At 66.4% G+C, this 23471-nt stretch carries 17 protein-coding genes and 3 tRNA genes; 8 read left to right on the forward strand and 12 right to left on the reverse strand.

The genetic code is table 11. The features are described from left to right. The first annotated feature begins 35 nt into the window (after window positions 1–35). The 7 genes from aceE to EPD82_RS05325 all read left to right on the forward strand — a co-directional run bounded on the left by aceE (window position 36) and on the right by EPD82_RS05325 (window position 10295). A complete protein-coding gene (aceE, locus tag EPD82_RS05295; protein ID WP_141055990.1) occupies window positions 36–2726 on the forward strand; it encodes a pyruvate dehydrogenase (acetyl-transferring), homodimeric type in 2691 nt (896 codons plus the stop codon). A 12-nt stretch (window positions 2727–2738) separates the two neighbouring features. Next, a complete protein-coding gene (locus EPD82_RS05300; protein WP_141055992.1) occupies window positions 2739–4112 on the forward strand; it encodes a dihydrolipoyllysine-residue acetyltransferase in 1374 nt (457 codons plus the stop codon). Window positions 4113–4128: 16 nt separating this feature from the next. Then, window positions 4129–5967, forward strand: a complete 1839-nt coding sequence (gene lpdA / locus EPD82_RS05305; RefSeq protein WP_141055994.1) for a dihydrolipoyl dehydrogenase — start codon at window positions 4129–4131, stop codon at window positions 5965–5967. A gap of 141 nt (window positions 5968–6108) precedes the next feature. Further along, a complete protein-coding gene (locus EPD82_RS05310) occupies window positions 6109–7128 on the forward strand; it encodes an amino acid ABC transporter substrate-binding protein (protein ID WP_055423580.1) in 1020 nt (339 codons plus the stop codon). A gap of 62 nt (window positions 7129–7190) precedes the next feature. After that, window positions 7191–8378, forward strand: coding sequence for an amino acid ABC transporter permease (locus EPD82_RS05315; RefSeq protein ID WP_141055996.1), 1188 nt, complete (start codon window positions 7191–7193; stop codon window positions 8376–8378). Window positions 8379–8387: 9 nt separating this feature from the next. Then, window positions 8388–9479: an amino acid ABC transporter permease gene (locus EPD82_RS05320; protein ID WP_055423578.1), complete on the forward strand. Its 1092-nt coding sequence runs from the start codon at window positions 8388–8390 to the stop codon at window positions 9477–9479. An 87-nt stretch (window positions 9480–9566) separates the two neighbouring features. Continuing rightward, complete coding sequence (locus EPD82_RS05325; protein ID WP_055423647.1) at window positions 9567–10295, forward strand: amino acid ABC transporter ATP-binding protein; 729 nt, start codon at window positions 9567–9569, stop codon at window positions 10293–10295. A 7-nt stretch (window positions 10296–10302) separates the two neighbouring features. Here EPD82_RS05325 and EPD82_RS05330 read toward each other — a convergent pair whose 3' ends face one another. Beyond that, entirely contained in the window at window positions 10303–12102 is a 1800-nt protein-coding gene (locus tag EPD82_RS05330; protein WP_141055998.1) for a methyl-accepting chemotaxis protein, read from the reverse strand. 187 nt (window positions 12103–12289) lie between these two features. On the opposite strand from EPD82_RS05330, the gene lysS reads away from it, so the two are divergent. After that, window positions 12290–13792, forward strand: a complete 1503-nt coding sequence (gene lysS / locus EPD82_RS05335) for a lysine--tRNA ligase (RefSeq protein ID WP_206202194.1) — start codon at window positions 12290–12292, stop codon at window positions 13790–13792. Between the two features lie 6 nt (window positions 13793–13798). Here lysS and mnmC read toward each other — a convergent pair whose 3' ends face one another. The 11 genes from mnmC to rpsO all read right to left on the reverse strand — a co-directional run bounded on the left by mnmC (window position 13799) and on the right by rpsO (window position 23420). Beyond that, window positions 13799–15637, reverse strand: coding sequence for a bifunctional tRNA (5-methylaminomethyl-2-thiouridine)(34)-methyltransferase MnmC2/FAD-dependent 5-carboxymethylaminomethyl-2-thiouridine(34) oxidoreductase MnmC1 (gene mnmC, locus EPD82_RS05340; protein ID WP_141056000.1), 1839 nt, complete (start codon window positions 15635–15637; stop codon window positions 13799–13801). Between the two features lie 10 nt (window positions 15638–15647). Then, window positions 15648–17048, reverse strand: coding sequence for a glutamate--tRNA ligase (gene gltX, locus EPD82_RS05345; RefSeq protein WP_141056002.1), 1401 nt, complete (start codon window positions 17046–17048; stop codon window positions 15648–15650). Window positions 17049–17078: 30 nt separating this feature from the next. Beyond that, a complete protein-coding gene (locus EPD82_RS05350) occupies window positions 17079–18074 on the reverse strand; it encodes an L-threonylcarbamoyladenylate synthase (protein WP_055423573.1) in 996 nt (331 codons plus the stop codon). Next, window positions 18071–19237, reverse strand: coding sequence for a 5-(carboxyamino)imidazole ribonucleotide synthase (locus EPD82_RS05355; RefSeq protein ID WP_055423572.1), 1167 nt, complete (start codon window positions 19235–19237; stop codon window positions 18071–18073). Before EPD82_RS05355 ends, EPD82_RS05350 begins: the two co-directional genes overlap by 4 nt. Next, entirely contained in the window at window positions 19234–19701 is a 468-nt protein-coding gene (gene purE, locus EPD82_RS05360; RefSeq protein ID WP_055423646.1) for a 5-(carboxyamino)imidazole ribonucleotide mutase, read from the reverse strand. Before purE ends, EPD82_RS05355 begins: the two co-directional genes overlap by 4 nt. Window positions 19702–19751: 50 nt before the next feature. Next, window positions 19752–20609, reverse strand: coding sequence for a bifunctional methylenetetrahydrofolate dehydrogenase/methenyltetrahydrofolate cyclohydrolase FolD (gene folD, locus EPD82_RS05365; RefSeq protein ID WP_055423571.1), 858 nt, complete (start codon window positions 20607–20609; stop codon window positions 19752–19754). A 54-nt stretch (window positions 20610–20663) separates the two neighbouring features. After that, a tRNA-His gene (locus EPD82_RS05370) sits at window positions 20664–20739 on the reverse strand. A 16-nt stretch (window positions 20740–20755) separates the two neighbouring features. Continuing rightward, window positions 20756–20832: transfer RNA gene (locus EPD82_RS05375), tRNA-Arg, on the reverse strand. 31 nt (window positions 20833–20863) lie between these two features. Beyond that, a tRNA-Pro gene (locus EPD82_RS05380) sits at window positions 20864–20940 on the reverse strand. A 43-nt stretch (window positions 20941–20983) separates the two neighbouring features. Beyond that, complete coding sequence (gene pnp / locus EPD82_RS05385; protein ID WP_055423570.1) at window positions 20984–23077, reverse strand: polyribonucleotide nucleotidyltransferase; 2094 nt, start codon at window positions 23075–23077, stop codon at window positions 20984–20986. A gap of 73 nt (window positions 23078–23150) precedes the next feature. Continuing rightward, complete coding sequence (gene rpsO, locus EPD82_RS05390) at window positions 23151–23420, reverse strand: 30S ribosomal protein S15 (RefSeq protein ID WP_055423569.1); 270 nt, start codon at window positions 23418–23420, stop codon at window positions 23151–23153. Window positions 23421–23471: the final 51 nt, after the last annotated feature.

A 23471-nucleotide genomic window follows, 5' to 3' on the forward strand; every position in this document is an offset into this window, starting at 1 on the left:
ATATTGCGGGATGTACACCGCAAAAGGAGCCGCTCATGTCCGTCCAGTCCCAGCACCACGTCCATCCAGATCCGGATCCTGAAGAAACACGCGAGTGGTTGGACGCGCTCGACGCCGTCCTCGAACACGAAGGCCCGGAGCGGGCGCACGCGCTCCTCGAGACCTTGATCGAAGAGGCCCGAGAACACGGCGTTGACATTCCCTATTCGGCCAACACCGCCTACATCAACACCATCCCGGTCGAACTGCAGCCGCCTTATCCGGGCGACCCCGATCTGGAAATCAAGATCCACTCGTACATCCGCTGGAATGCGATGGCCATGGTGGTACGTGCCAACCGCGATTCCAACGTGGGCGGGCATATCGCTTCCTTCGCCTCGGCCGCCGTGCTCTACGACGTGGGGTTCAACCACTTTTTCCATGCGCCGAACGAAAAGCATCCAGGGGACCTCGTCTTCTTCCAGGGACACTCCGCTCCGGGCATCTACGCGCGCGCCTTCATGCTCGGCCGGCTCACGCAAGAGCAGCTCATCAGCTATCGGCGCGAGATCGACGGCAAGGGGCTTTCCTCCTATCCCCACCCCTGGCTGATGCCGGCCTTCTGGCAATTTCCCACCGTCTCCATGGGGCTGGGTCCCATCCAGGCGATCTATCAGGCGCGCTTCATCAAGTATCTCGCCTGCCGGGGGCTGCTCGACGCGGAACGAGCCGCCAAGCGCAAAGTGTGGTGTTTCGTCGGCGACGGGGAAGTCGACGAGGTCGAGACCTTGGGCGCGATCGGTATGGCAGCGCGCGAGAAGCTCGACAATCTCATCTTCGTCATCAACTGCAACCTGCAGCGGCTCGACGGTCCGGTGCGCGGCAACGGCAAGATCATCCAGGAACTGGAAGCCGAGTTCCGCGGCGCCGGCTGGAACGTCATCAAGGTGATCTGGGGCTCGCGCTGGGACGCGCTCTTTGCCCGCGACAAGCAGGGCATCCTGAAAAAGCGCCTCATGGAGCTGTGCGACGGCGACTACCAGACGTTCCGCGCCAAGAACGGGGCCTACATCCGCGAACACCTCTTCAACACCCCCGAGCTGAAAGCACTGGTGGCCGACTGGACCGACGAGGAAATCTGGGAACTCAACCGCGGCGGCCACGACCTTTTCAAGGTGCACGCCGCCTACAAGGCCGCCGTCGAGCACCAGGGGCAGCCGACGGTGATCCTCGCCAAGACCATCAAGGGCTACGGCATGGGCCAGGCGGGCGAGGCGATGAACATCGCCCACCAGGCAAAGAAAATGGATCACGACGCGATCCGCAGTTTCCGCGACCGTTTCCGTCTCCCGGTCCCCGACGACCAGATCGATGCGCTGCCTTTCCTCACTTTCGCGCCCGACTCGCCCGAGGCGCGCTACATGCACGAACGGCGCCAGGCGCTGGGCGGCTATCTGCCGCAGCGGCGGCAGAAAGCGAGCGAATCGCTGGAAATTCCGCCGCTCGAATCGTTTGCCTCCTTCTTTGCCGGCAGCGGCGAAGGGCGCGAGATCTCCACGACCATGGCGCTGGTACGCATGATGATCCAGCTCATGCGCGACAAGAAGATCGGCAAGCGCGTGGTGCCCATCGTACCGGACGAGTCGCGCACCTTCGGCATGGAAGGGATGTTTCGCCAGTTCGGCATCTGGAACCAGGAAGGGCAGAAATACGTTCCCGAGGATCATGACCAGCTGATGTTCTACAAGGAGTCGCGCGACGGCCAGATCCTGGAGGAGGGGATCAACGAAGCGGGCGCGACGAGCGACTGGATCGCGGCGGCCACGAGCTACAGCGTGCACGACGTGATCACGATCCCCTTCTACATCTTCTATTCCATGTTCGGCTTCCAGCGCACGATGGATCTCATCTGGGCGGCGGGAGATCAGCGCGCCCGGGGCTTTCTCATCGGCGGCACCTCGGGGCGCACGACCTTGAACGGGGAAGGGCTGCAGCACCAGGACGGCCACAGCCACGTGCTCGCGCACGTCGTGCCCAACTGCATCAGCTACGACCCGACCTTCCAGTACGAACTCGCCGTGATCGTGCACGAAGGCTTGCGGCGCATGATGGCGGAACAGGAAGACGTCTTCTACTACATCACCGTGCTCAACGAGAACTACGAGCATCCGCCCATGCCCGAAGGCGAGAGCGTGCGCGAGGACATTCTCAAGGGAATGTATCTGCTGCGCGCTGCCCCGGCCGGCGACGCGCCCCGCGTGCAGCTCATGGGGTGCGGCTCCATCCTGCGCGAAGTGATGGCCGCGGCCGACATCCTGCGCGAGGACTGGGGCGTGGCCGCCGACGTGTGGAGCTGCACGAGCTTCAACGAGCTCGCCCGCGACGGCCAGGACACGGTGCGCTGGAACCTGCTGCATCCGCTGGAATCGCCGCGCAAGAGCCACGTCGAGCAGAAGCTCTCCGGGCACCGCGGACCAGCGGTGGCGGCGACCGACTACGTCAAGCTCTTTGCCGAGCAGATCCGTCCCTTCGTCAAGCGCACCTATTACACGCTGGGCACCGACGGTTTCGGGCGCTCCGATACCCGCGAAAAGCTGCGATTCCATTTCGAGGTCGACCGGCATTGGGTGACGCTCGCCGCGCTCATGGCACTTGCCGAAGACGGCGAACTGCCGCGGCGCAAGGTGGCCGAGGCCATCGTCCGCTACGGCATCGATCCCGCCAAACCCAACCCGCGCACGGCCTAAAGGAGATTCCCGATGGCATCCCTCATCGAAGTGAAGGTACCGGACATCGGCGACTATCACGACGTGCCGGTGATCGAGGTATTGGTCAAGCCCGGCGACGTGCTCGCGCCCGAAGATCCGATCTGCACCCTCGAATCGGACAAGGCCACCATGGACGTGCCCTGCCCCGTGGCCGGCGTCGTGCGCGAAGTGCTCGTCAAGGTCGGCGACAAGGTCTCCGAAGGTACCCCCGTCATCCGCCTCGAAGCCAAAGAAGCCGGCAAGGAGGCCGAGGCGCATGCCTCCGTGGCGACACCGGCCGAGCCTCCCGCCGAATCGGGCACGCCGGCATCGGCAACCGGCGGCGAAACGTCTGCCCCTGCCGAGCCGCCCCGATCGGCTCCTGCCGTCGGTGCGGCGGCATGGGCGCCGGTGGCTGAACCCGCAGCCCCTGCCCCCGTCGCACCTACACCGATCCAGCTCGGCGGCAAGATCCACGCCAGCCCCGTGGTGCGTGCCTTTGCCCGCGAGCTCGGAGTCGATCTCTCCAAGGTCACTCCGTCCGGGCCGAACGGCCGCATTCTGCGTGAAGACGTCGTCGCCCACGTCAAGCGCGTGATGCAAAGTGAAACCAGGGAGCCGTCCAAGGCGGGCGGCGGCTCGTTGCTCGCCGGCTTGGAATTGCCGCCCTGGCCCAAGGTCGACTTCGCCAAGTTCGGCCCGATCGAGGTCAAGGAGCTGGGGCGCATCAAGAAGATCTCGGCGGCGAACCTCGCGCGCAATTGGATCATGATCCCGGCGGTCACCTACCACGACGAGGCCGACGTCACCGAGCTCGAAGCCTTCCGCCGCGAGCTCAACCGCGAGCACGAAAAGGAAGGGATCAAGTTCACCATGCTCGCCTTCCTCATCAAGGCGGTGGTGGCGGCGCTGCAGCGCTTCCCCGACATGAATACCAGCCTCGACGGGGACAAGCTCGTCTATAAGCGCTACTACCACATCGGCTTTGCCGCCGACACGCCGCAAGGTCTGGTGGTGCCGGTGCTGAAAGAGGCCGACAAGAAGGGGCTGCGCGAGATCGCGGTCGAGACGGCCGAGCTCGCCCGCAAGGCGCGCGAAGGCAAACTCAAGCCGGCCGAGATGCAAGGCGCCACCTTCACCATCTCCAGCCTGGGAGGAATCGGCGGCACGGGGTTTGCCCCTATCATCAACGCGCCCGAGGTGGCGATCCTGGGCGTGAACAAGATCGCCGTCAAACCGGTGTGGGACGGCAAGGCGTTCGTGCCGCGCCAGATCCTGCCGCTGTCGCTCACGGCGGATCATCGCGTCATCGACGGGGCCTACGCCACGCGCTTCACCACCCACCTTGCCCAGCTGCTCGCCGATTTCCGGCGGGTACTGCTCTAAAGCGGAGGCGAATTCCATGTCCCTCATCGAAGTAAAGGTACCGGACATCGGGGACTATCACGACGTGCCGGTGATCGAGGTGCTGGTCAAGCCCGGCGACGTGCTCGCGCCCGAAGATCCGATCTGCACCCTCGAATCGGACAAGGCCACCATGGACGTGCCCTGCCCCGTGGCCGGCATCGTGCGCGAGGTGCTCGTCAAGGTCGGCGACAAGGTCTCCGAAGGCACTCCTGTCATTCGCCTCGAAGCCGCCGAGGCGGGCAAGCAGGCCGAGGCGTCCTCTGCCCCAGCCGGAGCCGTCGCTGCGTCCGCTCCGGCGCAGACCGGATCGGCTCCCATGCCGGCGGCGACGCATTCCGCTCCTCGATCCGACGCAGCGGCAGCGGCAGTGTCGGCCGCGCCCGCCTTCGCCGGAGAAGTCCACCACCGCTGCCAGCTGCTCGTACTCGGCGGCGGCCCCGGGGGCTATTCCGCGGCGTTTCGCGCGGCCGATCTCGGGCTCGACGTGCTGTTGGTCGAACGCGAGGCGGTGCTTGGGGGGGTGTGCCTCAACGTGGGCTGCATCCCCTCCAAGGCCCTGCTGCATCTGGCTGCAGCAATCGATGCGCGCACGCATCTCGCCCAGGCCGGGATCGTCTTCGAGGCGCCAACAATCGAGCTCGAGCGGGTACGCGCGCACCGCGACGAGGTCGTCGGACGGCTAACCAAAGGCCTTGCGGGCATGGCCAAGGCGCGCGGCGTGCGGGTGCTGCAGGCAGAAGGCCGGCTCGTCGGGCTCCATCACCTCGAAGTGCGGCGCATGGAGGGCGATCCGGCGCGCCCGAGCGGCACCGTGGAGATCGTCGAATTCGAACAGGCGATCCTCGCCGCCGGTTCGCGGCCAGTGCGCCTGCCATTCCAGCCGGACGACCCCCGCGTGGTCGATTCCACCGGTGCGCTGGCGCTGCCCTTGCTGCCACGGCGCATGCTGGTGGTGGGCGGCGGCATCATCGGCCTGGAAATGGGTACGGTCTATGCCGCCTTCGGCGCCACGGTCGATGTGGTGGAGGCGACGGCAGATCTCTTTCCCGGCGCCGACCGTGACCTCGTTCGCGTCTGGGAGAAGAAAAACGCCGCCCGCTTCGGCGCGCTCTACCGCAACACGCGCACCACGGCGCTGGAAGCGCGCGACGACGGCATCTGGGCGATGTTGGATGGCGAAGCGGCGCCCAAGGAAGCGCAACGCTACGACCTCGTGCTGGTGGCCGTGGGGCGTCGCTCCAACGGCCCCCTGCTCGGGCTCGAGGCGGCGGGCGTGCATCTCGACGAGCGAGGATTCATCCCGGTCGATCCGCAACGGCGCACCAACGTGCCGCACGTTTTTGCGATCGGAGATCTCACCGGCAATCCGATGCTCGCGCACAAGGCCGTGCACGAAGGACACGTGGCGGCGGAAGCGGCCGCCGGCCGCAAAGCGGCGTTCGATGCGCTGCAGATCCCCTCGGTGGCCTACACCGACCCCGAGATCGCCTGGGCCGGGCTCACCGAAACCGAAGCCAAGGCCCGCGGACTCAAAGTGGAGAAAGCCGTCTTTCCCTGGGCTGCCTCGGGGCGAGCGATCGCCAACGGCTGCGAGGAAGGATTCACCAAACTGCTGTTCGACGCCGAAACGCATCGTCTGGTCGGCGGGGCCATCGTCGGCGCCGGCGCGGGGGATCTGATCGGCGAGATCTGCCTGGCGATCGAAATGGGGGCGGAAGCGGGTGACATCGCCCGCACCATCCATCCCCACCCGACGCTCATCGAAACGGTAGGACTGGCGGCGGAAGTGGCCGAAGGGAGCTGCACCGACCTGCCTCCCGCCCGCAAACGCTGACTCGACCTTGGGCGGCGAGCCTTTCTGGCTTGCCGCCCCTTAGGGAAATCCCTAGTCGCTGATTTCCCCATTCCCTCTTGCGATCCGCCAGCCTCTGTCCGATACTTTCCAACGGTCCCGCACCCTAAAGGAGAGCTCCCCATGAAGAAAAAAGCCCTCGTTGCGGCGCTCGCCGCGGCGTGCTCCCTCGCTACTCCCGCCTGGGCGGGACAGACGCTCGACACCGTGCTCAAACGCGGCGTGCTGCATTGCGGCGTCAGCGACGGCCTGCCGGGATTTTCCTACACCGACGCGAGCGGCAACTATGCAGGCATCGACGCGGATTTCTGCCGTGCGGTGGCCGCGGCGCTCTTCGGCGATGCGAAGAAAGTGAAATTCACGCCGCTCACCGCCAAGGAGCGTTTCACCGCGCTGCAATCGGGCGAGATCGACGTGCTGTCGCGCAACTCCACCTGGACCATCTCGCGCGACGTCGGCATGGGCATGTCCTTCACCGGCGTCACCTACTACGACGGCCAGGGCTTTCTCGTGAACAAGAAGCTGGGCGTGAAGAGCGCCCGTGAGCTCGACGGCGCCACCGTCTGCATCCAGGCGGGGACCACCACCGAGATGAACCTCTCGGACTACTTCCGCACCAACGGCATGAAATACACACCTGTCACCTACGAGAAGTCCGACGAGTCGGCCAAGGCGCTCGAATCGGGCCGTTGCGACGTGCTCACCTCCGACCAGTCCCAGCTCTACGCCCAGCGCATCAAGCTCGCCAACCCCGACGACTACGTCGTGCTGCCCGAAGTGATCTCCAAAGAGCCGCTCGGCCCCGTGGTGCGGCAGGGGGACTCCGAGTGGTTCAACGTGGTGCGCTGGACGCTCTTCGCCCTCGTCGCCGCCGAGGAATACGGCATCACCTCGGCCAACGTCGACCAGATGGCCAAGACCTCCACCAACCCCGAGGTACGGCGCCTGCTGGGGCTGGACACCGATTTCGGCAAGGACATGAAGCTCAAGAAAGACTGGGCCTACCAGATCGTCAAGCAGGTGGGCAACTACGGCGAGATGTTCGAGCGCAACGTCGGCAAAGGAAGCCCCCTCAAGATCGAACGTGGCCTCAACGCCCAATGGAACAAGGGCGGATTGCAGTACGCCCCGCCTTTCCGCTGATCCCTCTTCCTTCTCCCCTGTCCGCCGTCGTCCTGACGGCGGACCGTTCCGGCTGATCCGACATGACCCCTGGCGAGACGCTTCGCGGCGGCGGACCGCGCCGCTGGCTCTATGACCCGAAGATCCGCGCCCTCGCGGCCCAGATCCTCACCGTGCTGGCGATCGCCCTTTTCGCCGGCTGGATCGTGCACAACACCGTGCACAATCTCACGGTGCGCGGCATCGCTTCCGGCTTCGGATTCCTGAAGAATCCCGCCGGCTTCGGCATCCTGCAGACGCTCATCGATTATCGCGAAACCGACAGCTTCGCGCGCGTCTTCGTGATCGGTCTGCTCAATACGCTGCTCGTAGCGGCGCTGGGCATCGTCTTCGCCACCGTGCTGGGCTTTCTCGTGGGCATCGGGCGTCTGGCCGAGAATGCACTCATCCGCGGCCTGTCGGCCCTCTACGTCGAGACCTTTCGCAACGTTCCTCCGCTGCTGCAGATCTTCTTCTGGTACTTCGCGGTGCTGCGCGCCATGCCTTCGCCGCGCCAGAGCCACGAGTTCCTGGGTGCGTTCTTCCTCAATATCCGAGGACTCTACGTGCCGCGGCCCATTCCCGCCGAGGGATTCGCCCCCATCGTGCTCGCGCTTGGCATCGCGCTCGCCGCCGTGATCATCCTGAGACGCTGGGCGCGACGCCGGCAGGAGCACACCGGCGAGCCTTTTTCCACGGGACGGGTCGCCCTGTTGCTGCTCTTCGGCTTGCCGCTCGCCGCCCGCCTGATCTTCGGCGCTCCATTTACCTGGGAACTCCCCCAGCTGCAGGGATTCAATTTCCGCGGCGGCTGGGTCTTGTTGCCCGAGCTCGTCGCGCTCACGGTCGCGCTGTCGCTCTACACCGCTGCCTTCATCGCCGAGACGGTGCGCGCCGGCATCCAGTCGGTGCCGCGCGGGCAGATCGAGGCGGCGATCGCCCTGGGTCTGACGCCGCGCCAGCGCCTGCGCCTCATCGTCCTGCCGCAGGCCATGCGCGTCATCATCCCGCCGCTCACCAGCCAGTACCTCAATCTGACGAAGAACTCTTCCCTGGGGGCGGCAATCGGCTATCCCGACCTCGTGGGGCTCTTCGCCGGCACGGTGCTCAACCAGACCGGACAGGCGATCGAGACCATCGCCATGACGATGGCGGTGTATCTGCTCATCAGCCTGACGATCTCGCTCGTCATGAACTGGTACAACCGGCGCATGGCGCTGGTCGAACGTTGAGGAACCGCCATGTCCTCCTCCCCTTCCCTTCGCCCTCCCGTCGTGCGCATCGATGTTCTGCGCTGGCTACGGGAGAACCTTTTCTCCGGCCCGGTCAACACGGCGCTCACCCTGCTCGCCATCTACCTTTTGTGGCGCTTCGTTCCCCCCGTGCTCGACTGGCTCTTTTTCGACGCGACCTGGCAAGGGAGTTCCCGTGCCGACTGCCATCCCGGCGGCGCCTGCTGGATCTTCATCGGCCAGCGCTTCGGGCAATTCCTCTACGGCTTCTACCCCATAGAGCAACGCTGGCGGGTCGATCTGGCGGCCCTGTCGATCATCGTGCTGGCGGCTCCGCTCTTCTTCTCCCGTTTTCCGCAGCGGCGCCGCTGGGCGCTCGGCTATTTCCTCCTCACGCCCTTGCTGGTGTGGTGGCTGCTCTACGGGGCGGGCATCCTGGGGCTAGCGACCGTGCCTACCGACCAATGGGGCGGGCTGATGCTCACGCTCGTGATCGCCTCCGTCGGGATCGCCGGTGCCCTGCCGCTGGGCATCCTGCTCGCCCTGGGGCGACGCTCGCAGCTGCCGGCGATCCGGATCGTCTGCATCACGTTCATCGAATTCTGGCGCGGCGTGCCGCTCATCACGGTGCTCTTCATGTCCTCGGTGATGCTGCCGCTCTTCCTGCCCGAGCAGATGTCGATCGACAAACTCGTGCGGGCGCTCATCGCCGTCATCCTCTTCGAGGCGGCCTATCTCGCCGAAGTCGTGCGCGGCGGGCTGCAGGCCATCCCCAAGGGGCAATACGAAGCCACCCATGCCCTCGGCTTGAGCTACTGGCAGTCGATGGGGCTCGTGATCCTGCCGCAGGCCCTGCGTCTGGTGATTCCCGGCATCGTCAACACCTTCATCGCCCTTTTCAAGGACACGAGCCTGGTGATCATCATCGGCCTGGCGGACTTCTTCACCGCGGTGCACCGGGCCACAGTCGACCCCGAGTGGCTCGGGTTTTCCACCGAAGGCTATGTCTTCGCCGCCTTCGTCTATTTCCTGTTTTGCTTCGGCATGTCGCGCTATTCGATCGCGTTGGAAAAACGCCTGGCGCGTAGCGAAAAGCGCTGACCCCCTTCATTTCCCCGACGGGAGAACCGAATGGAACTGATGGAAGAGACGCTCACGCGCCTCGAATCGCACAAGACCCAGGAGGTGATGATCCTCATGGAGCGCGTCAACAAGTGGTATCAGGATTTCCACGTGCTCAAGGACATCGATCTCACGGTGATGGCCGGCGAGCGCATCGTGATCTGCGGCCCTTCGGGTTCGGGCAAATCGACCCTCATCCGTTGCATCAACCGGCTGGAGGCGCATCAACGAGGGCGCATCGTCGTCGACGGCATCGAACTCACCGAGGACGTGAAAGCGATCGATGCCATCCGCCGTGAGGTAGGGATGGTCTTCCAGCACTTCAACCTCTTCCCTCACCTCACGGTGCTCGAAAACTGTACGCTGGCGCCGATCTGGGTGAAGAAAATGCCAAAGAAAGAGGCCGAAGCACTGGCGCTCCAGTATCTTCAGCGGGTGCGCATCGCCGATCAGGCGCACAAGTATCCGGGCCAGCTCTCGGGGGGACAGCAGCAGCGCGTGGCGATCGCCCGGGCGCTGTGCATGAAGCCCAAGATCATGCTCTTCGACGAGCCCACTTCGGCGCTCGACCCGGAGATGGTCAAGGAAGTGCTCGACACCATGATCGAACTCGCCGCCGAGGGGATGACCATGCTGTGCGTGACCCACGAGATGGGCTTTGCGCGCACCGTGGCCGACCGGGTGATTTTCATGGACCGCGGCGAGATCGTGGAGCAGGCCCCGCCGGAGGAATTCTTCCTCCACCCGAAGGAAGAGCGCACGCGCCGCTTCCTCGGGCAGATCCTGCACCACTGAGCAGCGCTCAGTCCTTGCTCAGGGCTTCGATCGGCAGGCCGACGCGCACGTTCCCCCACAGGCGGCCATCGACGTAGATCGGCATGGCGACATCGACGAGGACCTCGCCCGTGTCGCGGCGGTAGGTCTGCATCAGCACCGGAGCGGTATTCTGCGCTGCGCGCAGCTCGCGGGGATTGTCGAACTTGCGATAGGTCCGATTACCCACGAGATCCTTTTCCCGGTCGCCCGTGAGGGGTTTGCTGAACTTCGCGTTGTGCGCCGAGAGGTAGCCGTCGGTATTGACGGCCACCACGAACACCGCCTCCGGGATCCGCGCCAGCCCCTCGTCCAGCAGGTGCTGACAGCGGCGCACGAACTCGTCGCTCCAGGCGAGCTTGAATTTCGGCGGATCGCAATTGAGATACGGCCGGTAGTTGCGGTCGAATACGTCGATTCCCTCGCGCGCCATCGCTTCGAGCTGGGCCTGGATGGCGTCGCGAATGCTCCGCTCCTCGCGCACCACCTGGTCGAAGCGGCCGCGCCCGACCCGGTAGCGCGCCAGCATCTCGAGGATGGTCTCGGTGCGTTCGGTCAGAGCGTCGATGTCGCTGCGCGTCTCCTGCATGAGGTTGCGCACCGAGGCGCTCACCCCGGAGATTTCCTTGACGTGACCGTGGGCCACCTCGTTGGCCTGCATCAAGTGATCCGTGGCCGAGACGATCTCTTCGAGGCTCTCGCGCCCTTGCCGGAAGTCTTCGGCCATGCGGGTGAAACTACCCTCCACCAGGGCGATCGAGCGCTGCGTCTCGTCCATGTCGGCGTTGATCGCCTCGTTTTGCGCCTGGGTCTGCTGTACGATGCCGATCATGGCATCGATGTCTCGCGTGATCTCCTGCGAGGACTGGTTGACCCGCTCCGCGAGCTTGCGCACCTCGTCGGCCACCACCGCGAAACCGCGGCCGTACTCGCCGGCGCGCGCCGCCTCGATCGCCGCATTGAGCGCCAGCAGGTTGGTCTGATCGGCCACCTCGCGGATGAGCCCCGCGATCTGGCGGATCTCTCCGGAGCGCTGCGCCAGTTCCCCGACGGTGGCGGTGAAACCGACCAGGTGCTCGCGCGAGGCGCCCACCCGTTCGACGACCGAGTGCAGTTCCTGCAGCGATTCCAGGACTTCCTCCAGGTTTTTCCGCATCGTGGCATCGAGCCCGAGGGTGCGCTGCCGCACTTCGTCGATCGCGGCGCTCGTGCGCTCGCTCGCGGCGAATACCTCCTCGGCCAGCTGCAGCTGCGCCTGCGCTTGCCGTTCGGCCGCGATCGCCTTGGCATCGGCGCGCACCGCATCCCCTCCCACTTCCACGCTCGCGCGACGCAGATCGGCGATGATGCCCCGCATCTTTTCGGCAAAAGCGTTGTAGGCTTTAGCAAGTTCCCCCAGCTCGTCGTGCGTCATCACCGGCAGGTCGACGGAGAAATCCCCTTCGCGCCGGTCGTTGCTGAGGGTGCGAAAAATCTCGGTCATGCGCCGCAGCGGCCGCACGACGAGGTGGCGCATGTAGAGGATGAGGCCGACGGCGACGAGCAGCATCGCGACCATGAGCACCCCGAATTCGCCAAAGACATCGGCGAAAACCGCCGCCACCTCGGCGCGCAAGGCCTCGTTCCCCTGCCGCAAGAGCAGCTCGTCGATCCTGGCCCGCAACGAATGCAGCAGCAGGAACCCCGCCGAAGCGATGAGCGGCAAGAGCAGAAAGCTCGAGAATTTCTTCGTGACCGTGGTAAAGAACGTTCGCTCCACCCAGTCGTAGGCGCGCCAGAACCAGTCCATGTCCTCTTTCCTCGGTGTTTTGGGGATTATCGGCTCCCCTCGAAAAAACTTTAGCCGATTCTGGCACGCTTCGCTTGCACGAGGCTGACGGCGTCAGAGTCGACGCCATGTTTGCCCCCTTGTCCCGGAAATGCGAAAATTCCCCCTTTCGTTCGCCCAGATCCCGAGCCCTCCAATGACGGAACCGATGAATTCCGAGCCTCTCTCCCTTGCCGACGAGAACCGCATCATCGCCGAACGGCGCAAGAAGCTCGCGGCGCTGCGTGTACGCGGCCCCGCCTTTCCCAACGATTTCGAGCGGCTCAACCTCGCCGCCAAGCTCGACGAAGCCTACGGCGAAGCCGAGCCGGAAAAACTGCAGGAACTCAAGCCCGCTGCGGTCGTGGCCGGCCGCATCATGTTGAAGCGCGTGATGGGCAAGGCAAGCTTCATCACGATCCAGGATCTCTCCGGCCGCATCCAGGTGTATGTGGCGCGCGACGCCGTCGGGGCCGAAGTCTATGAAGACTTCAAGCATTGGGACATCGGTGACATCGTCGGCGTGGAAGGCCATCTCTTCAAGACGCGCACCGGCGAGCTCACCATCCACGCCGAATCGATCCGCTTGCTCACCAAGAGCCTGCGCCCGCTACCGGACAAGTACCATGGACTCGCCGACCAGGAACTGAAATACCGCCAGCGCTACGTCGATCTCATCATGAGCGAGGAAACGCGCCAGCGCTTCGTCGCGCGTAGCCGACTCATCCAGGCGATCCGCGACTACATGCTCGAATACGGCTTTCTCGAAGTCGAAACGCCCATGCTGCACCCCATCCCCGGTGGAGCCAACGCCCGGCCTTTCGTCACCCACCACAACGCGCTCGACATACCGATGTACCTGCGCATCGCCCCCGAGCTCTACCTCAAGCGCCTGGTGGTGGGGGGATTCGAGAAGGTTTTCGAGATCAACCGCAACTTCCGCAACGAAGGGATCTCGCCGCGGCACAATCCCGAATTCACCATGATGGAGTTCTACGAAGCCTACAGCGACTACCGCAAGATGATGGATTTCACCGAAGGGCTGATCCGTCATGCGGCGCGCGTGGCGCTGGGCTCGGAGCGCTTCCTCTACCAGGGGCGCGAGCTCGACCTGTCGCAGCCTTTCGCGCGGCTCACCATCGTCGAGGCGATCCAGAAACATCATCCTGGCTGGTCCCGCGCCCAACTCGAGGATCCGCAGTGGCTACGCGCCAAGCTCACCGAGCTGGGCGTCGAGGTCAAACCCGACATGGGCCTGGGAGCGCTGCAGCTTGCGCTCTTCGAAGAGACGACGGAAGCCGAACTCTGGTCGCCGACCTTCATCGTGGACTATCCGGCCGAAGTCTCGCCGCTCGCGCGCCGCAGCGACACCAATCCCGAGATCACCGAGCGCTTCGAGCTCTTCATCGTCGGGCGCGAGATCGCCAATGGTTTTTCCGAATTGAACGATCCGGAAGACCAGGCCGAACGCTTTCTCGCGCAAGTGCGGGCAAAAGAGGCCGGCGACGAGGAAGCAATGTACTTCGACGCCGATTACATCCGGGCACTCGAATACGGCATGCCGCCCACCGGCGGCTGCGGCATCGGCATCGACCGGCTGGTGATGCTGCTCACCGACAGTCCCAACATCCGCGACGTCATCCTCTTCCCCGCCATGCGGCCGGAGGAGTAAAGCGATTCAGCGGCGGGCGAAGCGTGCCGGATCGGCTGCGAGCGCCGTAGTGCGCTCGAGCGGCCAGGGTTCGCCGCAGAGCAGGGCCGCGGCAAGCCGCGCGGCCGGCACCGCGAAGGCAAGCCCCCTCGCACCAAACCCCGAGAGCACGAGGAGCCCCGGTGCATCGCCCACGGGCCCGACCACCGGTAGGCGATCGGGCACCGCCGGCCGAAACCCGACCCGCCCTTCGAGCGAAGCGGGATCGAGCCCCGCCGTATAGCCGGGCAGGATCGCCTCGAGCTTGACGAGGTTTTCCCGGTGATCGGCAGGGCGCACGGCGGGGTCCGTGTCGCCCACGGCGAACGTGGCGCCGAAGGCGCGCTGCCCCGAGACTTCCGGTGTCACGTAGCCGTTGCGGCATACCGTCACCCGGGGCGGCGAACCTGCCTCGGCCGGTGCGAGCGACACCTGGCCGCGCGCGGGCCGGATCGGCAGGCTGGCCGCCTGGGCGAACGAAGGGACTTCCGCGCCAGCAGCGAGCACCACCGCATCGACTTCTTCCAGGACGCTCCCCTCGGCGTCGCGCACGCGCCAACCCGGCGCGCACGGCTCGAGCGAGCCCACCGCCGTGGCGCAGCGCAAGGTAAGACAGGAGCCGGCGAGTTCGAGCAGGCGCCGGCACCAGCGCTGCGGGCCGATCCAGCCGCCGATGCCGAACCACCATCCGCCTTGATCCACCGGCCAGCCGATGCGCTCCGAGAGGGTGGCCGCATCAAGCCAGCTCAAGACCTCGGGCGGCGGGACGAGGCGCTCGAGCGCTATCCGCTGCTTGCGCGCCTGCGCTTCGTCGCGTGCCAGGTGCGCCACCCCGCTCGGTCCCCAAGGGGCGTCGATCCCCTGCGCTTCCCATTCGCGCAGCATGGCGTGGGCGGCGAGCGTGCCAGCGCGCGTCCAGCGCGAGAGGCGATTGTCATCGGCGCTCGGCAGCCAGCGCAGCACCCCGGCGAGGTTGCCCGAAGCGCCCTGTCCCGGCGACGCTTCACGTTCGAAGAGCGTGACCGGCACGCCGCGGCGTGCGAGCGCATGGGCGAGATTCGCCCCTGCCACGCCCGCGCCGATCACCGCCACCCGTCCGGGACGGCGCTCCTCGGCGAGCACTCCCTCGCGCCAGGCGACGGTCATCTCCCGCTTGCCAGCAAATCCGGGCGCCGGACGCACGCTCAAGCCCGCAGCGGCGAGCCTGCGGCGCACCTCGCCCGCCGCGCACCAGGTGGCAAGGCGCGCGCCTGGTTTCATGCGCTGCGCCACCTCGGCGATGAGCGCTTCCGACCACATGGCGGGATTCTTCGCCGGCGCGAAGCCGTCGAGATAGACCGCGTCGAACCGGCCTTCGATCTCTCCGATCGTCGCAGCGTCGTGATAGACGAGAAAGAGCCGCACCCGACCCTCGTCGAGCTCAAGGGTGTGGATGCCCGGCACGAGCGGCGGCAGACGCGAGGCCAGCGCCTGCGCGAGCGGGCGAAGTTCGGGTTCGCCGTGCGCCCATACGCAGCGCCAGTCTTCGGCCGTGAGTGGATGCTTTTCCAGAGAGACGAAATCGAGCCGCTGCGCGCGTCGGGGATCCGAACGCCAGGCAGCCCAGGTGGCGAGAAAATTCCCTCCCAGCCCGAATCCCGTCTCCAGGATGGCGAAGTGTGCCCGCCCCGCCCACGCCTGCGGCAGCCCCGTGCCGCCGAGAAAGACGTGCCGGCTCTGGGCGAGCGCTCCATGTACCGAGTGATAGACGTCGTCGTAGTCGCCGTGCGCCGGCACGCCCTCGCGCCACTGCAGGCGCGCCGGCGTGAGTTCGAGGATCCCCGCCATGGCCGCGCGCTCAGAGGGCGCGCTCGAGCCGCGAAAGCGTACGTTCCCGCCCCAGCACTTCGAGCACCGCCTCCAGCGCCGGCGATTGCGGCACGCCCAGCAGCACCACCCGCAGCGGAATGCCGAGCTTGGGCATCTTCACGCCGGCCGCGGCGAGCGTTTCCTTGATCGCTGCGGCGAGCCGCTCGCGCCGCCATTCTTCTTCCGGAATCGCTTCGAGCCGGCGACGGAGCTCGGCGAGCGCCCGGCGCGCTTCCTCGTCGAGGTGCTTTTCCCGCAGCTCGGGCAGGGGGTGCACCTCGATCACGAACGGCTCGGCGCAGTCGGCCAGTTCCTCCAGAGTCTGCACCCGATCCTGGTAGAGCGCCACCACGGGTTCGAGCGCCGCCGTGTCAGTAACCGCGACGCCGCGCCGTGCGAGCCGCTCGGCGCAATCGGCTGCGAGCCGGCGCACCTCGGCCTGCTTGATGTAGTGGGCATTCAGCCAGCGCAACTTGTCGAAGTCGAAGCGCGCGGGCGACGGATTGACGTCCTTGAGGTCGAACCAGGCGACGAACTGCTCGCGGGTGAAGATCTCGTCGTCGCCATGGCTCCAGCCCAGGCGGGCGAGATAGTTGATCACCGCTTCCGGCAGATAGCCGTCTTCGTGGTACTGCATCACCGACACCGCCCCGTGGCGCTTCGACAGTTTCTGCCCGTCCGGCCCCAGGATCATGGGGAGGTGGGCGAACTGCGGCAGAGGGGCGCCGAGCGCGAGGTAGAGGTTGATCTGGCGCGGCGTATTATTAACGTGATCGTCGCCACGGATGACGTGGGTGATGCGCATGTCCCAGTCATCGACCACCACACAGAAATTGTAGGTGGGCGTGCCGTCGGCGCGGGCGATGATGAAGTCGTCGAGTTCCTCGTTGGCGAATTCGATGCGCCCCTTGACGAGATCGTCCCAGGCGACGGTGCCGGTGAGTGGATTCTTGAAGCGCACCACCGGCCGCACCCCCGGCGGCGGAGGCGGCAGGGTCTTGCCGGGCTCGGGACGCCAGCGCCGGTCGTAGCGCGGCTTCTCCCCGCGGGCCCGCTGCGCCTCGCGCAGCGCTTCCAGCTCCTCCGGGCTCATGTAGCAGTAGTAGGCGGTGCCGGCCGCGAGCATCTGCGCGATCACCTCGCGATAGCGCTCCATGCGCTGCGTCTGGTAATAGGGCCCTTCGTCGTAGTCGAGCTGCAACCAGTGCATGCCGTCGAGGATGGCCTGGACCGCTTCGGGCGTCGAGCGCTCGCGGTCGGTATCCTCGATGCGCAGGATGAACGCACCGCCGTGGTGGCGGGCATAGGCCCAGGAAAAGAGCGCGGTGCGCGCACCGCCGATGTGCAGATAACCGGTGGGGCTGGGAGCGAAACGCGTGCGGACGGTCATGATCGAAACGGCTCCTCGATGAGCAAAGGTTCAGCGCCCGCCGGAGCCGCGCGCGGCGCGCTCCAGACGGTCGGCGAGCGCCCGCACCAGGGGCTCTTTCCCCTGCGGACGTTCGATGACGATTTCGTCGACCCCGAGCCGATCGAAGGCGCGCAGCTGCGCGTAGAGGCGGCGGGCGAGATCTTCGGGCGCGGCGGGCAGTTCCTGCCACACCACCTGCGAGGCGGCAACGGGATGCCTGCTCCACAGGGCGATGCGTTTTCCCTGGGCGAGCTGCTGGGTCACGACGGGTTCGATCTCCCCGGCTGCGACGAGGCGCACCGGCGTCGCCGGCGCATAATGGCCGGGAAGCGAGCCCGAGACGCGCGGCGCGCCGCCATCGGCCATCGCCACGGGACGCCCCAGCGCCTCGGTCAGTTCCTCGGCGCCGATCGCGCCAGGACGCAGGATGACGGGACCCACGGTGTCGAGGCGGGAGAGATCGAGGATGGTCGATTCCACCCCCACCGGACAGGGGCCGCCGTCGAGCACGAGCGCCACCGCCTCGCCCAATTCCTCGAGCACGTCGGCGGCGGTGGTCGGGCTCACCCGGCCGAAGCGGTTGGCGCTGGGTGCCGCGAGCCCCGAGCCGAAGGCGCGCAGCAGCGCCAAGGCCACGGGATGCGCCGGTACGCGCAGCGCCACCGTCTCCTGCCCCCCCGTCACCTCCAGCGGCACCCCATCGCTGCGCCGAAGCACCAGGGTCAAAGGACCGGGCCAGAAACGGTGCGCGAGCGTCCAGGCCTCTTCAGGGATGTCGCGCGCCCACTGCGGCAGGTGTTCGGCCGAAGGCAGATGCACGATGAGGGGATGATCGCTGGGCCGTCCCTTGGCAGCGAAGATGCGCCGTACCGCCGCGGGATTGCGCGCGTCGGCGGCAAGGCCATAGACCGTCTCGGTCGGCAGCCCCACCAGTTCGCCGGCGCGAAGCCTTGCTGCCGCCTCGGCCAGAGCCTCTTCGCTGGGGGATAGGATGCGCGCGCTCATCGGGGCAAGGGCGGCAGCGGCGGCAGCCCCAGACGTTGCCGCGCTTCGCTCGCTACGGCAAGCGCCTCGGTAAGCGTTGCCGCCGTGACGGTGAAATGACCCATCTTGCGTCCTCGCCGCGCCTCACGCTTGCCGTAGAGGTGCAGCCGCAAGCCCGGCAGGGAGAGGATCTCGTGCCAGGGCGGCTCGCGCAGCGTCTCGCCCACGAACCATGCTTCGCCCAAGAGGTTGACCATCACCGCCGGCGAATGCGCCTCGGGCACGGCGAGCGGCAAACCGCACAGTGCGCGCACCTGCTGCTCGAACTGGCAGACGCGGTGCGCATCCAGCGTATGGTGCCCGCTGTTGTGCGGCCGCGGGGCCATCTCATTGACGTAGAGCCTGCCGTCGGCGTAGAAGAATTCCACTCCCAGCGTGCCGACGTACTCGAGCGCCTCGGCGAGCGCCGCGGCGATCTCGCCGGCCTCGCGCAGCACGGTCGCCGGCAAGGGGGCCGGGGCGAAGGTGGTATCCAGAATGCCATTGCGATGTACGTTGAGCCCGGGCGCGAAAGCGGCGATGCGCCCGTCGGCGCCGCGGGCAAGCACCACCGAGAGCTCCGCCTCCAGGGCGAGCCGCGCTTCCAGCACGCAGTCGCGCCCGAAGCGGGCAAAGGCTGCCTGCGCCTCTTGCCGATCAGCGACCGCCGCCTGTCCCTTGCCGTCATAGCCGAAGCGCGCCGTCTTGAGAATCCCGGGAAAAAGCGACTCGGGTGCGCGCTCGAGGTCTTCTGCCGTACGCACGGCGAAGAAAGGGGCATGAGGCAGGCTGTGGCGCGCGAGAAAGGACTTCTCTTCGATGCGATCCTGGCAGACGGCGAGCGCCGTCGCGCCGGGACGCACGGGCATGGACTGGGCGAGGCGGGCGAGGCTCGTAGCGGGCACGTTCTCGAATTCAGTGGTTGCCGCGGCACAATGCGCGGCGAGCTCGGCGAGCAGCGCCTCGTCGTCGTAGGCCCCGCACAGATGGCGCTCGGCGATGCGCCCGGCCGGCGCCTCGGGATCGGGATCGAGCACCCAGACCGCGTAGCCCAGCTCCTGCGCCGCCCGCACGAAGAAACGCCCCAACTGCCCGCCGCCCAGGATCGCCAGCCTTGCCGGCGCATCGATCCGCCCGACCGTCATTCCAGCGGCTCCAGGCGCATGGCGAGCACCGCCTCGCTCTGGCAGCGGCGGAAATCGGCAAGCCGCTGCCCGAGCACTTCGTCCGTGGCGGCGAGCATCGCCACGGCGAAGAGCGCCGCGTTCGCCGCTCCCGCCGCGCCGATGGCGAAGGTGGCCACGGGCACGCCCTTGGGCATCTGTACGATGGAGAGCAGCGAATCCTGCCCGTGCAGCGCGCGCGACTCCACCGGCACGCCCAGCACCGGCACCGGCGTCTTCGCCGCCAGCATCCCCGGCAAGTGCGCCGCCCCGCCGGCGCCAGCGATGATCGCGCGCAAGCCCCGCTCGAGCGCCGTCTCGGCGTAGGCGAACATCAGATCCGGCGTGCGGTGCGCCGACACCACCCGCGCCTCGAAAGGCACCTCGAACTCGCGCAGCACCTCGGCCGCGGCGCGCATCGTCGGCCAGTCGGAAGAAGATCCCATCACCACGCCGATGAGCGGCGCTCCGGCGCCGTAGCGCAGGACTTCTCCATTCACGGTGCGGTCCCCCGGCGGCGCTGGGCTGCGAGCAAGGTGTTCTCCAGCAGCATGGCGATCGTCATCGGCCCCACGCCGCCGGGCACGGGTGTGATCCGGCTGGCGACCTCACGCACTTCGGCGGCCACGTCCCCCACCAGTCGACCGTCGGGCAGGCGGTTGATGCCCACGTCGATCACCACCGCCCCGGGCTTGACCATCTCGGCCGTGATGAATTCGGGCTTACCCACCGCCACTACCAGCAGATCGGCGCGGCGGGTGTGCGCGGCGAGCTCTCGCGTGCGCGAATGCGCCACCGTCACCGTCGCCCCCGCGTTGAGCAGCATGAGCGCCATGGGCTTGCCGACGATGTTGGAACGCCCCACCACCACCGCGTCCATCCCCTGCGGCTCGATGCCTTCCCAGGCAAGCAGCTGCATCACGCCGTGCGGCGTGCAGGGCCAGAAGCACTCCCGGCCCTGCACCAGCCGCCCCACGTTCTCGGCGTGAAAACCGTCGACGTCCTTGGCTACGGCAATGCGCTCGAGCACCAGAGTCTCGTCGATGTGCGGTGGCAGTGGCAGCTGCACGAGGATGCCATCGACCTCGGCATCGCCGTTCAAGGCGTCGATGCAGGCCAAGAGCCGTTCGACGGTGACGTCGGCTGGAAATTCATACTTGCGCGAGCGGATTCCGACCTCGGCGCAAGCAGCTACCTTGTTGCGCACATAAACCTGGGAGGCAGGATCCTCGCCCACCAAAACTACGGCGAGCGTGGGAACGACCCCGCGCTCCTGCAAGGCGTGCACGCGCTCGGCGATGCGGCGGCGCAGAGCCTGGGCAATGGCTTTTCCGTCGATGAGTTCAGCGGTCATCGGGCACCCGTCAAGAAAAATAGGCCGACGCAGGGCCGGCCTATTCATGAAAACTGGGGCGACATACCGGATTCGAACCGGTGACACCTGGAGCCACAATCCAGTGCTCTACCAACTGAGCTAATGCCGCCGCCGAAAACCTTGCGTGGCCTGCCCGACAGGAATCGAACCTGTAACCCCCGGCTTAGAAGGCCGGTGCTCTATCCGGTTGAGCTACGGGCAGATTCCGTTCCAGGCAGTATTCCGGTGTAGCGTGGTCGGGGTGGAGGGATTCGAACCCCCGACATCTTGCTCCCAAAGCAAGCGCGCTACCGGACTGCGCTACACCCCGGAAAGGCGATCATTATAACGCGATCGCCCTTCTTGTCAAAGCCTCATTCTCCTTCCTTGACCGCCTTGAGGCTGAGCTTGATGCGCCCGCGGTCGTCGGTCTCGAGCACCTTCACGCGCACCTTCTGGCCTTCCTGCAGGTAGTCGGAGACCTTCTCCACCCGCTCGTCGGCGATCTGGGAGATGTGCAGCAGCCCGTCGCGGCCCGGCATGATGTTGACGATGGCACCGAAATCGAGCAGCTTCAATACCGTACCCTCGTAGATCTTGCCGATCTCGACTTCGGCCGTGAGCTCCTCGATGCGCCGCTTGGCCTCTTCGGCTCCTTCGGCGCTGAACGAGGAGATGGTCACGTTGCCGTCGTCGGAAATCTCGATGACGGTGCCGGTCTCTTCCTGCAGCGCCCGGATCACCGAACCGCCCTTGCCGATCACGTCGCGGATCTTCTCGGGGTTGATCTTCATCTGGATCATGCGCGGCGCGTAGGCCGAGACCTCGCCGCGCGCTTCGCCCATCGCCTGGCGCATCAGCTGCAGGATGTGCATGCGCCCTTCGCGCGCCTGGGCGAGCGCCACCTGCATGATCTCCTTGGTGATGCCCTGGATCTTGATGTCCATCTGCAGGGCCGTCACGCCGCGCTCGGTGCCGGCCACCTTGAAGTCCATGTCGCCGAGGTGATCCTCGTCACCCAGGATGTCGGTGAGCACCGCAAAGCGGTTGCCCTCCTTGATGAGGCCCATGGCCACGCCCGCCACGTGCGCCTTGGTCGGCACACCGGCGTCCATCAGCGCGAGCGAGCCGCCGCACACGGTGGCCATGGAGCTCGAACCGTTGGATTCCAGGATCTCGGAGACGAGCCGGATGGTGTAGGGGAAATCTTCCTGCTTGGGCAGCACGGCCGCGAGCGCCCGCTTGGCGAGGTTGCCGTGGCCGATCTCGCGGCGTTTGGGCGAGCCGACGCGCCCCGTCTCGCCGGTGGAGAACGGCGGGAAATTGTAGTGCAGCATGAAGCTTTCGCGGTATTCCCCCGCGATCGCATCGATGATCTGCTCGTCGCGCCCCGTGCCGAGCGTGGCCACCACCAGCGCCTGCGTCTCGCCGCGGGTGAAGAGCGCGGAGCCGTGCGTGCGCGGCAGCACCCCGACCCGGATGTCGATCGGGCGCACGGTGCGCGTGTCGCGCCCATCGATGCGCGGCTCTCCGGCGAGGATGCGTCCGCGCACGATGGAAGCTTCCATCGTGAAGAGGATGTCCTCGATGTCGGGGATGGAGGGCAGCGGATCGAACTCGGCGAGCACCTTCTCGATCACCTGCGCGCGGATCGCCTTGAGCCGCTCGTTGCGCGCCTGCTTGGCGGTGATGCGGAAGGCCTCTTCCAGCTCGGCGAAGGCGAGCTCGCGAATGCGCGCCACCAGCGCCTCGTTGGGCTCTGGGGCTTTCCAGTCCCAGGCGGGCTTGCCCGCGACCTCGACGAGTTCGTTGATCGCCTGGATCGCCGCCTGCATCTGCTCGTGACCGAAGACCACGGCGCCGAGCATCACGTCTTCGGGCAGCTCCTGCGCTTCCGATTCGACCATCAATACGGCGTTCTCGGTGCCGGCCACCACCAGGTCGAGCGCACTCTTCTCGAGCTCACTCGCGCTGGGGTTGAGGACATACTGACCGTCGAGATAGCCCACGCGGCAGGCGCCGATCGGCCCGTGGAAAGGCACTCCGGAGATGGCGAGCGCCGCACTGGAAGCGATCATCGCCACGATGTCGGCGTTCACCTCGGGATTGAGCGAGAGCACCGTGGCGACGATCTGCACCTCGTTGTAGAACCCTTCGGGGAAGAGCGGGCGGATCGGCCGGTCGATGAGGCGCGAGGTGAGCGTCTCTTTCTCGGAGGGGCGGCCTTCGCGCTTGAAGAAGCCACCGGGAATGCGCCCGGAAGCGTAGAACTTTTCGATGTAGTCGACGGTGAGCGGGAAGAAATCCTGCCCGGGTTTGGCGTCTTTGGCGGCGACGACGGTGGCGAGCACCACGGTGTCGTCCATGGAAGCGAGCACGGCGCCGGAGGCCTGACGGGCGAGTTCGCCCGTCTCCAGCGTGACCTGATGACGACCGTAGGTGAAGGTTTTCTTGATGGCAGTAGGCAAGGGACGATCCTTTCTCGGTGAGAGGGCCGACCCTCGCCTAGCCGGACGACAGCGATCGGCCCGGAAGAGGGAATTACTTACGCAGGCCGAGCCGCTTGATGAGCTCGAGGTAACGCTCGGGTTCGGTGCGCTTGAGATAGTCGAGCAGTCGACGACGCTGCGACACCATCTTCAGCAGCCCCCGGCGGGAGTGGTGATCCTTCTTGTGCGCGCCGAAGTGCGGCTGCAGCCCCTCGATGCGGGCGGTGAGCAATGCGATCTGCACTTCGGGCGAACCCGTGTCGTTGTCGCCGCGTTTGTATTCCGCGATGATGCGGGCTTTGGTTGCGTTGTCTAGCGCCATGGATGTGGTTCTCTCTCGTGAATCTGAACGCAAAAAAATGGAACAGGCCGC

The sequence above is a fragment of the Tepidiphilus succinatimandens genome (assembly GCF_006503695.1).
GTDB lineage: Bacteria > Pseudomonadota > Gammaproteobacteria > Burkholderiales > Rhodocyclaceae > Tepidiphilus > Tepidiphilus succinatimandens.

Bases quoted from the DNA above. Each gene is read 5' to 3' on its own strand.
- purE (WP_055423646.1), bottom strand. From the start codon at position 19,701: ATGGGATCTTCTTCCGACTGGCCGACGATGCGCGCCGCGGCCGAGGTG.
- aceE (WP_141055990.1), top strand. From the start codon at position 36: ATGTCCGTCCAGTCCCAGCACCACGTCCATCCAGATCCGGATCCTGAA.
- EPD82_RS05310 (WP_055423580.1), top strand. From the start codon at position 6,109: ATGAAGAAAAAAGCCCTCGTTGCGGCGCTCGCCGCGGCGTGCTCCCTC.
- folD (WP_055423571.1), bottom strand. From the start codon at position 20,609: ATGACCGCTGAACTCATCGACGGAAAAGCCATTGCCCAGGCTCTGCGC.
- lpdA (WP_141055994.1), top strand. From the start codon at position 4,129: ATGTCCCTCATCGAAGTAAAGGTACCGGACATCGGGGACTATCACGAC.
- lysS (WP_206202194.1), top strand. From the start codon at position 12,290: ATGAATTCCGAGCCTCTCTCCCTTGCCGACGAGAACCGCATCATCGCC.
- EPD82_RS05330 (WP_141055998.1), bottom strand. From the start codon at position 12,102: ATGGACTGGTTCTGGCGCGCCTACGACTGGGTGGAGCGAACGTTCTTT.
- EPD82_RS05320 (WP_055423578.1), top strand. From the start codon at position 8,388: ATGTCCTCCTCCCCTTCCCTTCGCCCTCCCGTCGTGCGCATCGATGTT.
- mnmC (WP_141056000.1), bottom strand. From the start codon at position 15,637: ATGGCGGGGATCCTCGAACTCACGCCGGCGCGCCTGCAGTGGCGCGAG.
- EPD82_RS05325 (WP_055423647.1), top strand. From the start codon at position 9,567: ATGATCCTCATGGAGCGCGTCAACAAGTGGTATCAGGATTTCCACGTG.
- EPD82_RS05350 (WP_055423573.1), bottom strand. From the start codon at position 18,074: ATGAGCGCGCGCATCCTATCCCCCAGCGAAGAGGCTCTGGCCGAGGCG.
- EPD82_RS05315 (WP_141055996.1), top strand. From the start codon at position 7,191: ATGACCCCTGGCGAGACGCTTCGCGGCGGCGGACCGCGCCGCTGGCTC.
- EPD82_RS05355 (WP_055423572.1), bottom strand. From the start codon at position 19,237: ATGACGGTCGGGCGGATCGATGCGCCGGCAAGGCTGGCGATCCTGGGC.
- gltX (WP_141056002.1), bottom strand. From the start codon at position 17,048: ATGACCGTCCGCACGCGTTTCGCTCCCAGCCCCACCGGTTATCTGCAC.
- rpsO (WP_055423569.1), bottom strand. From the start codon at position 23,420: ATGGCGCTAGACAACGCAACCAAAGCCCGCATCATCGCGGAATACAAA.
- EPD82_RS05300 (WP_141055992.1), top strand. From the start codon at position 2,739: ATGGCATCCCTCATCGAAGTGAAGGTACCGGACATCGGCGACTATCAC.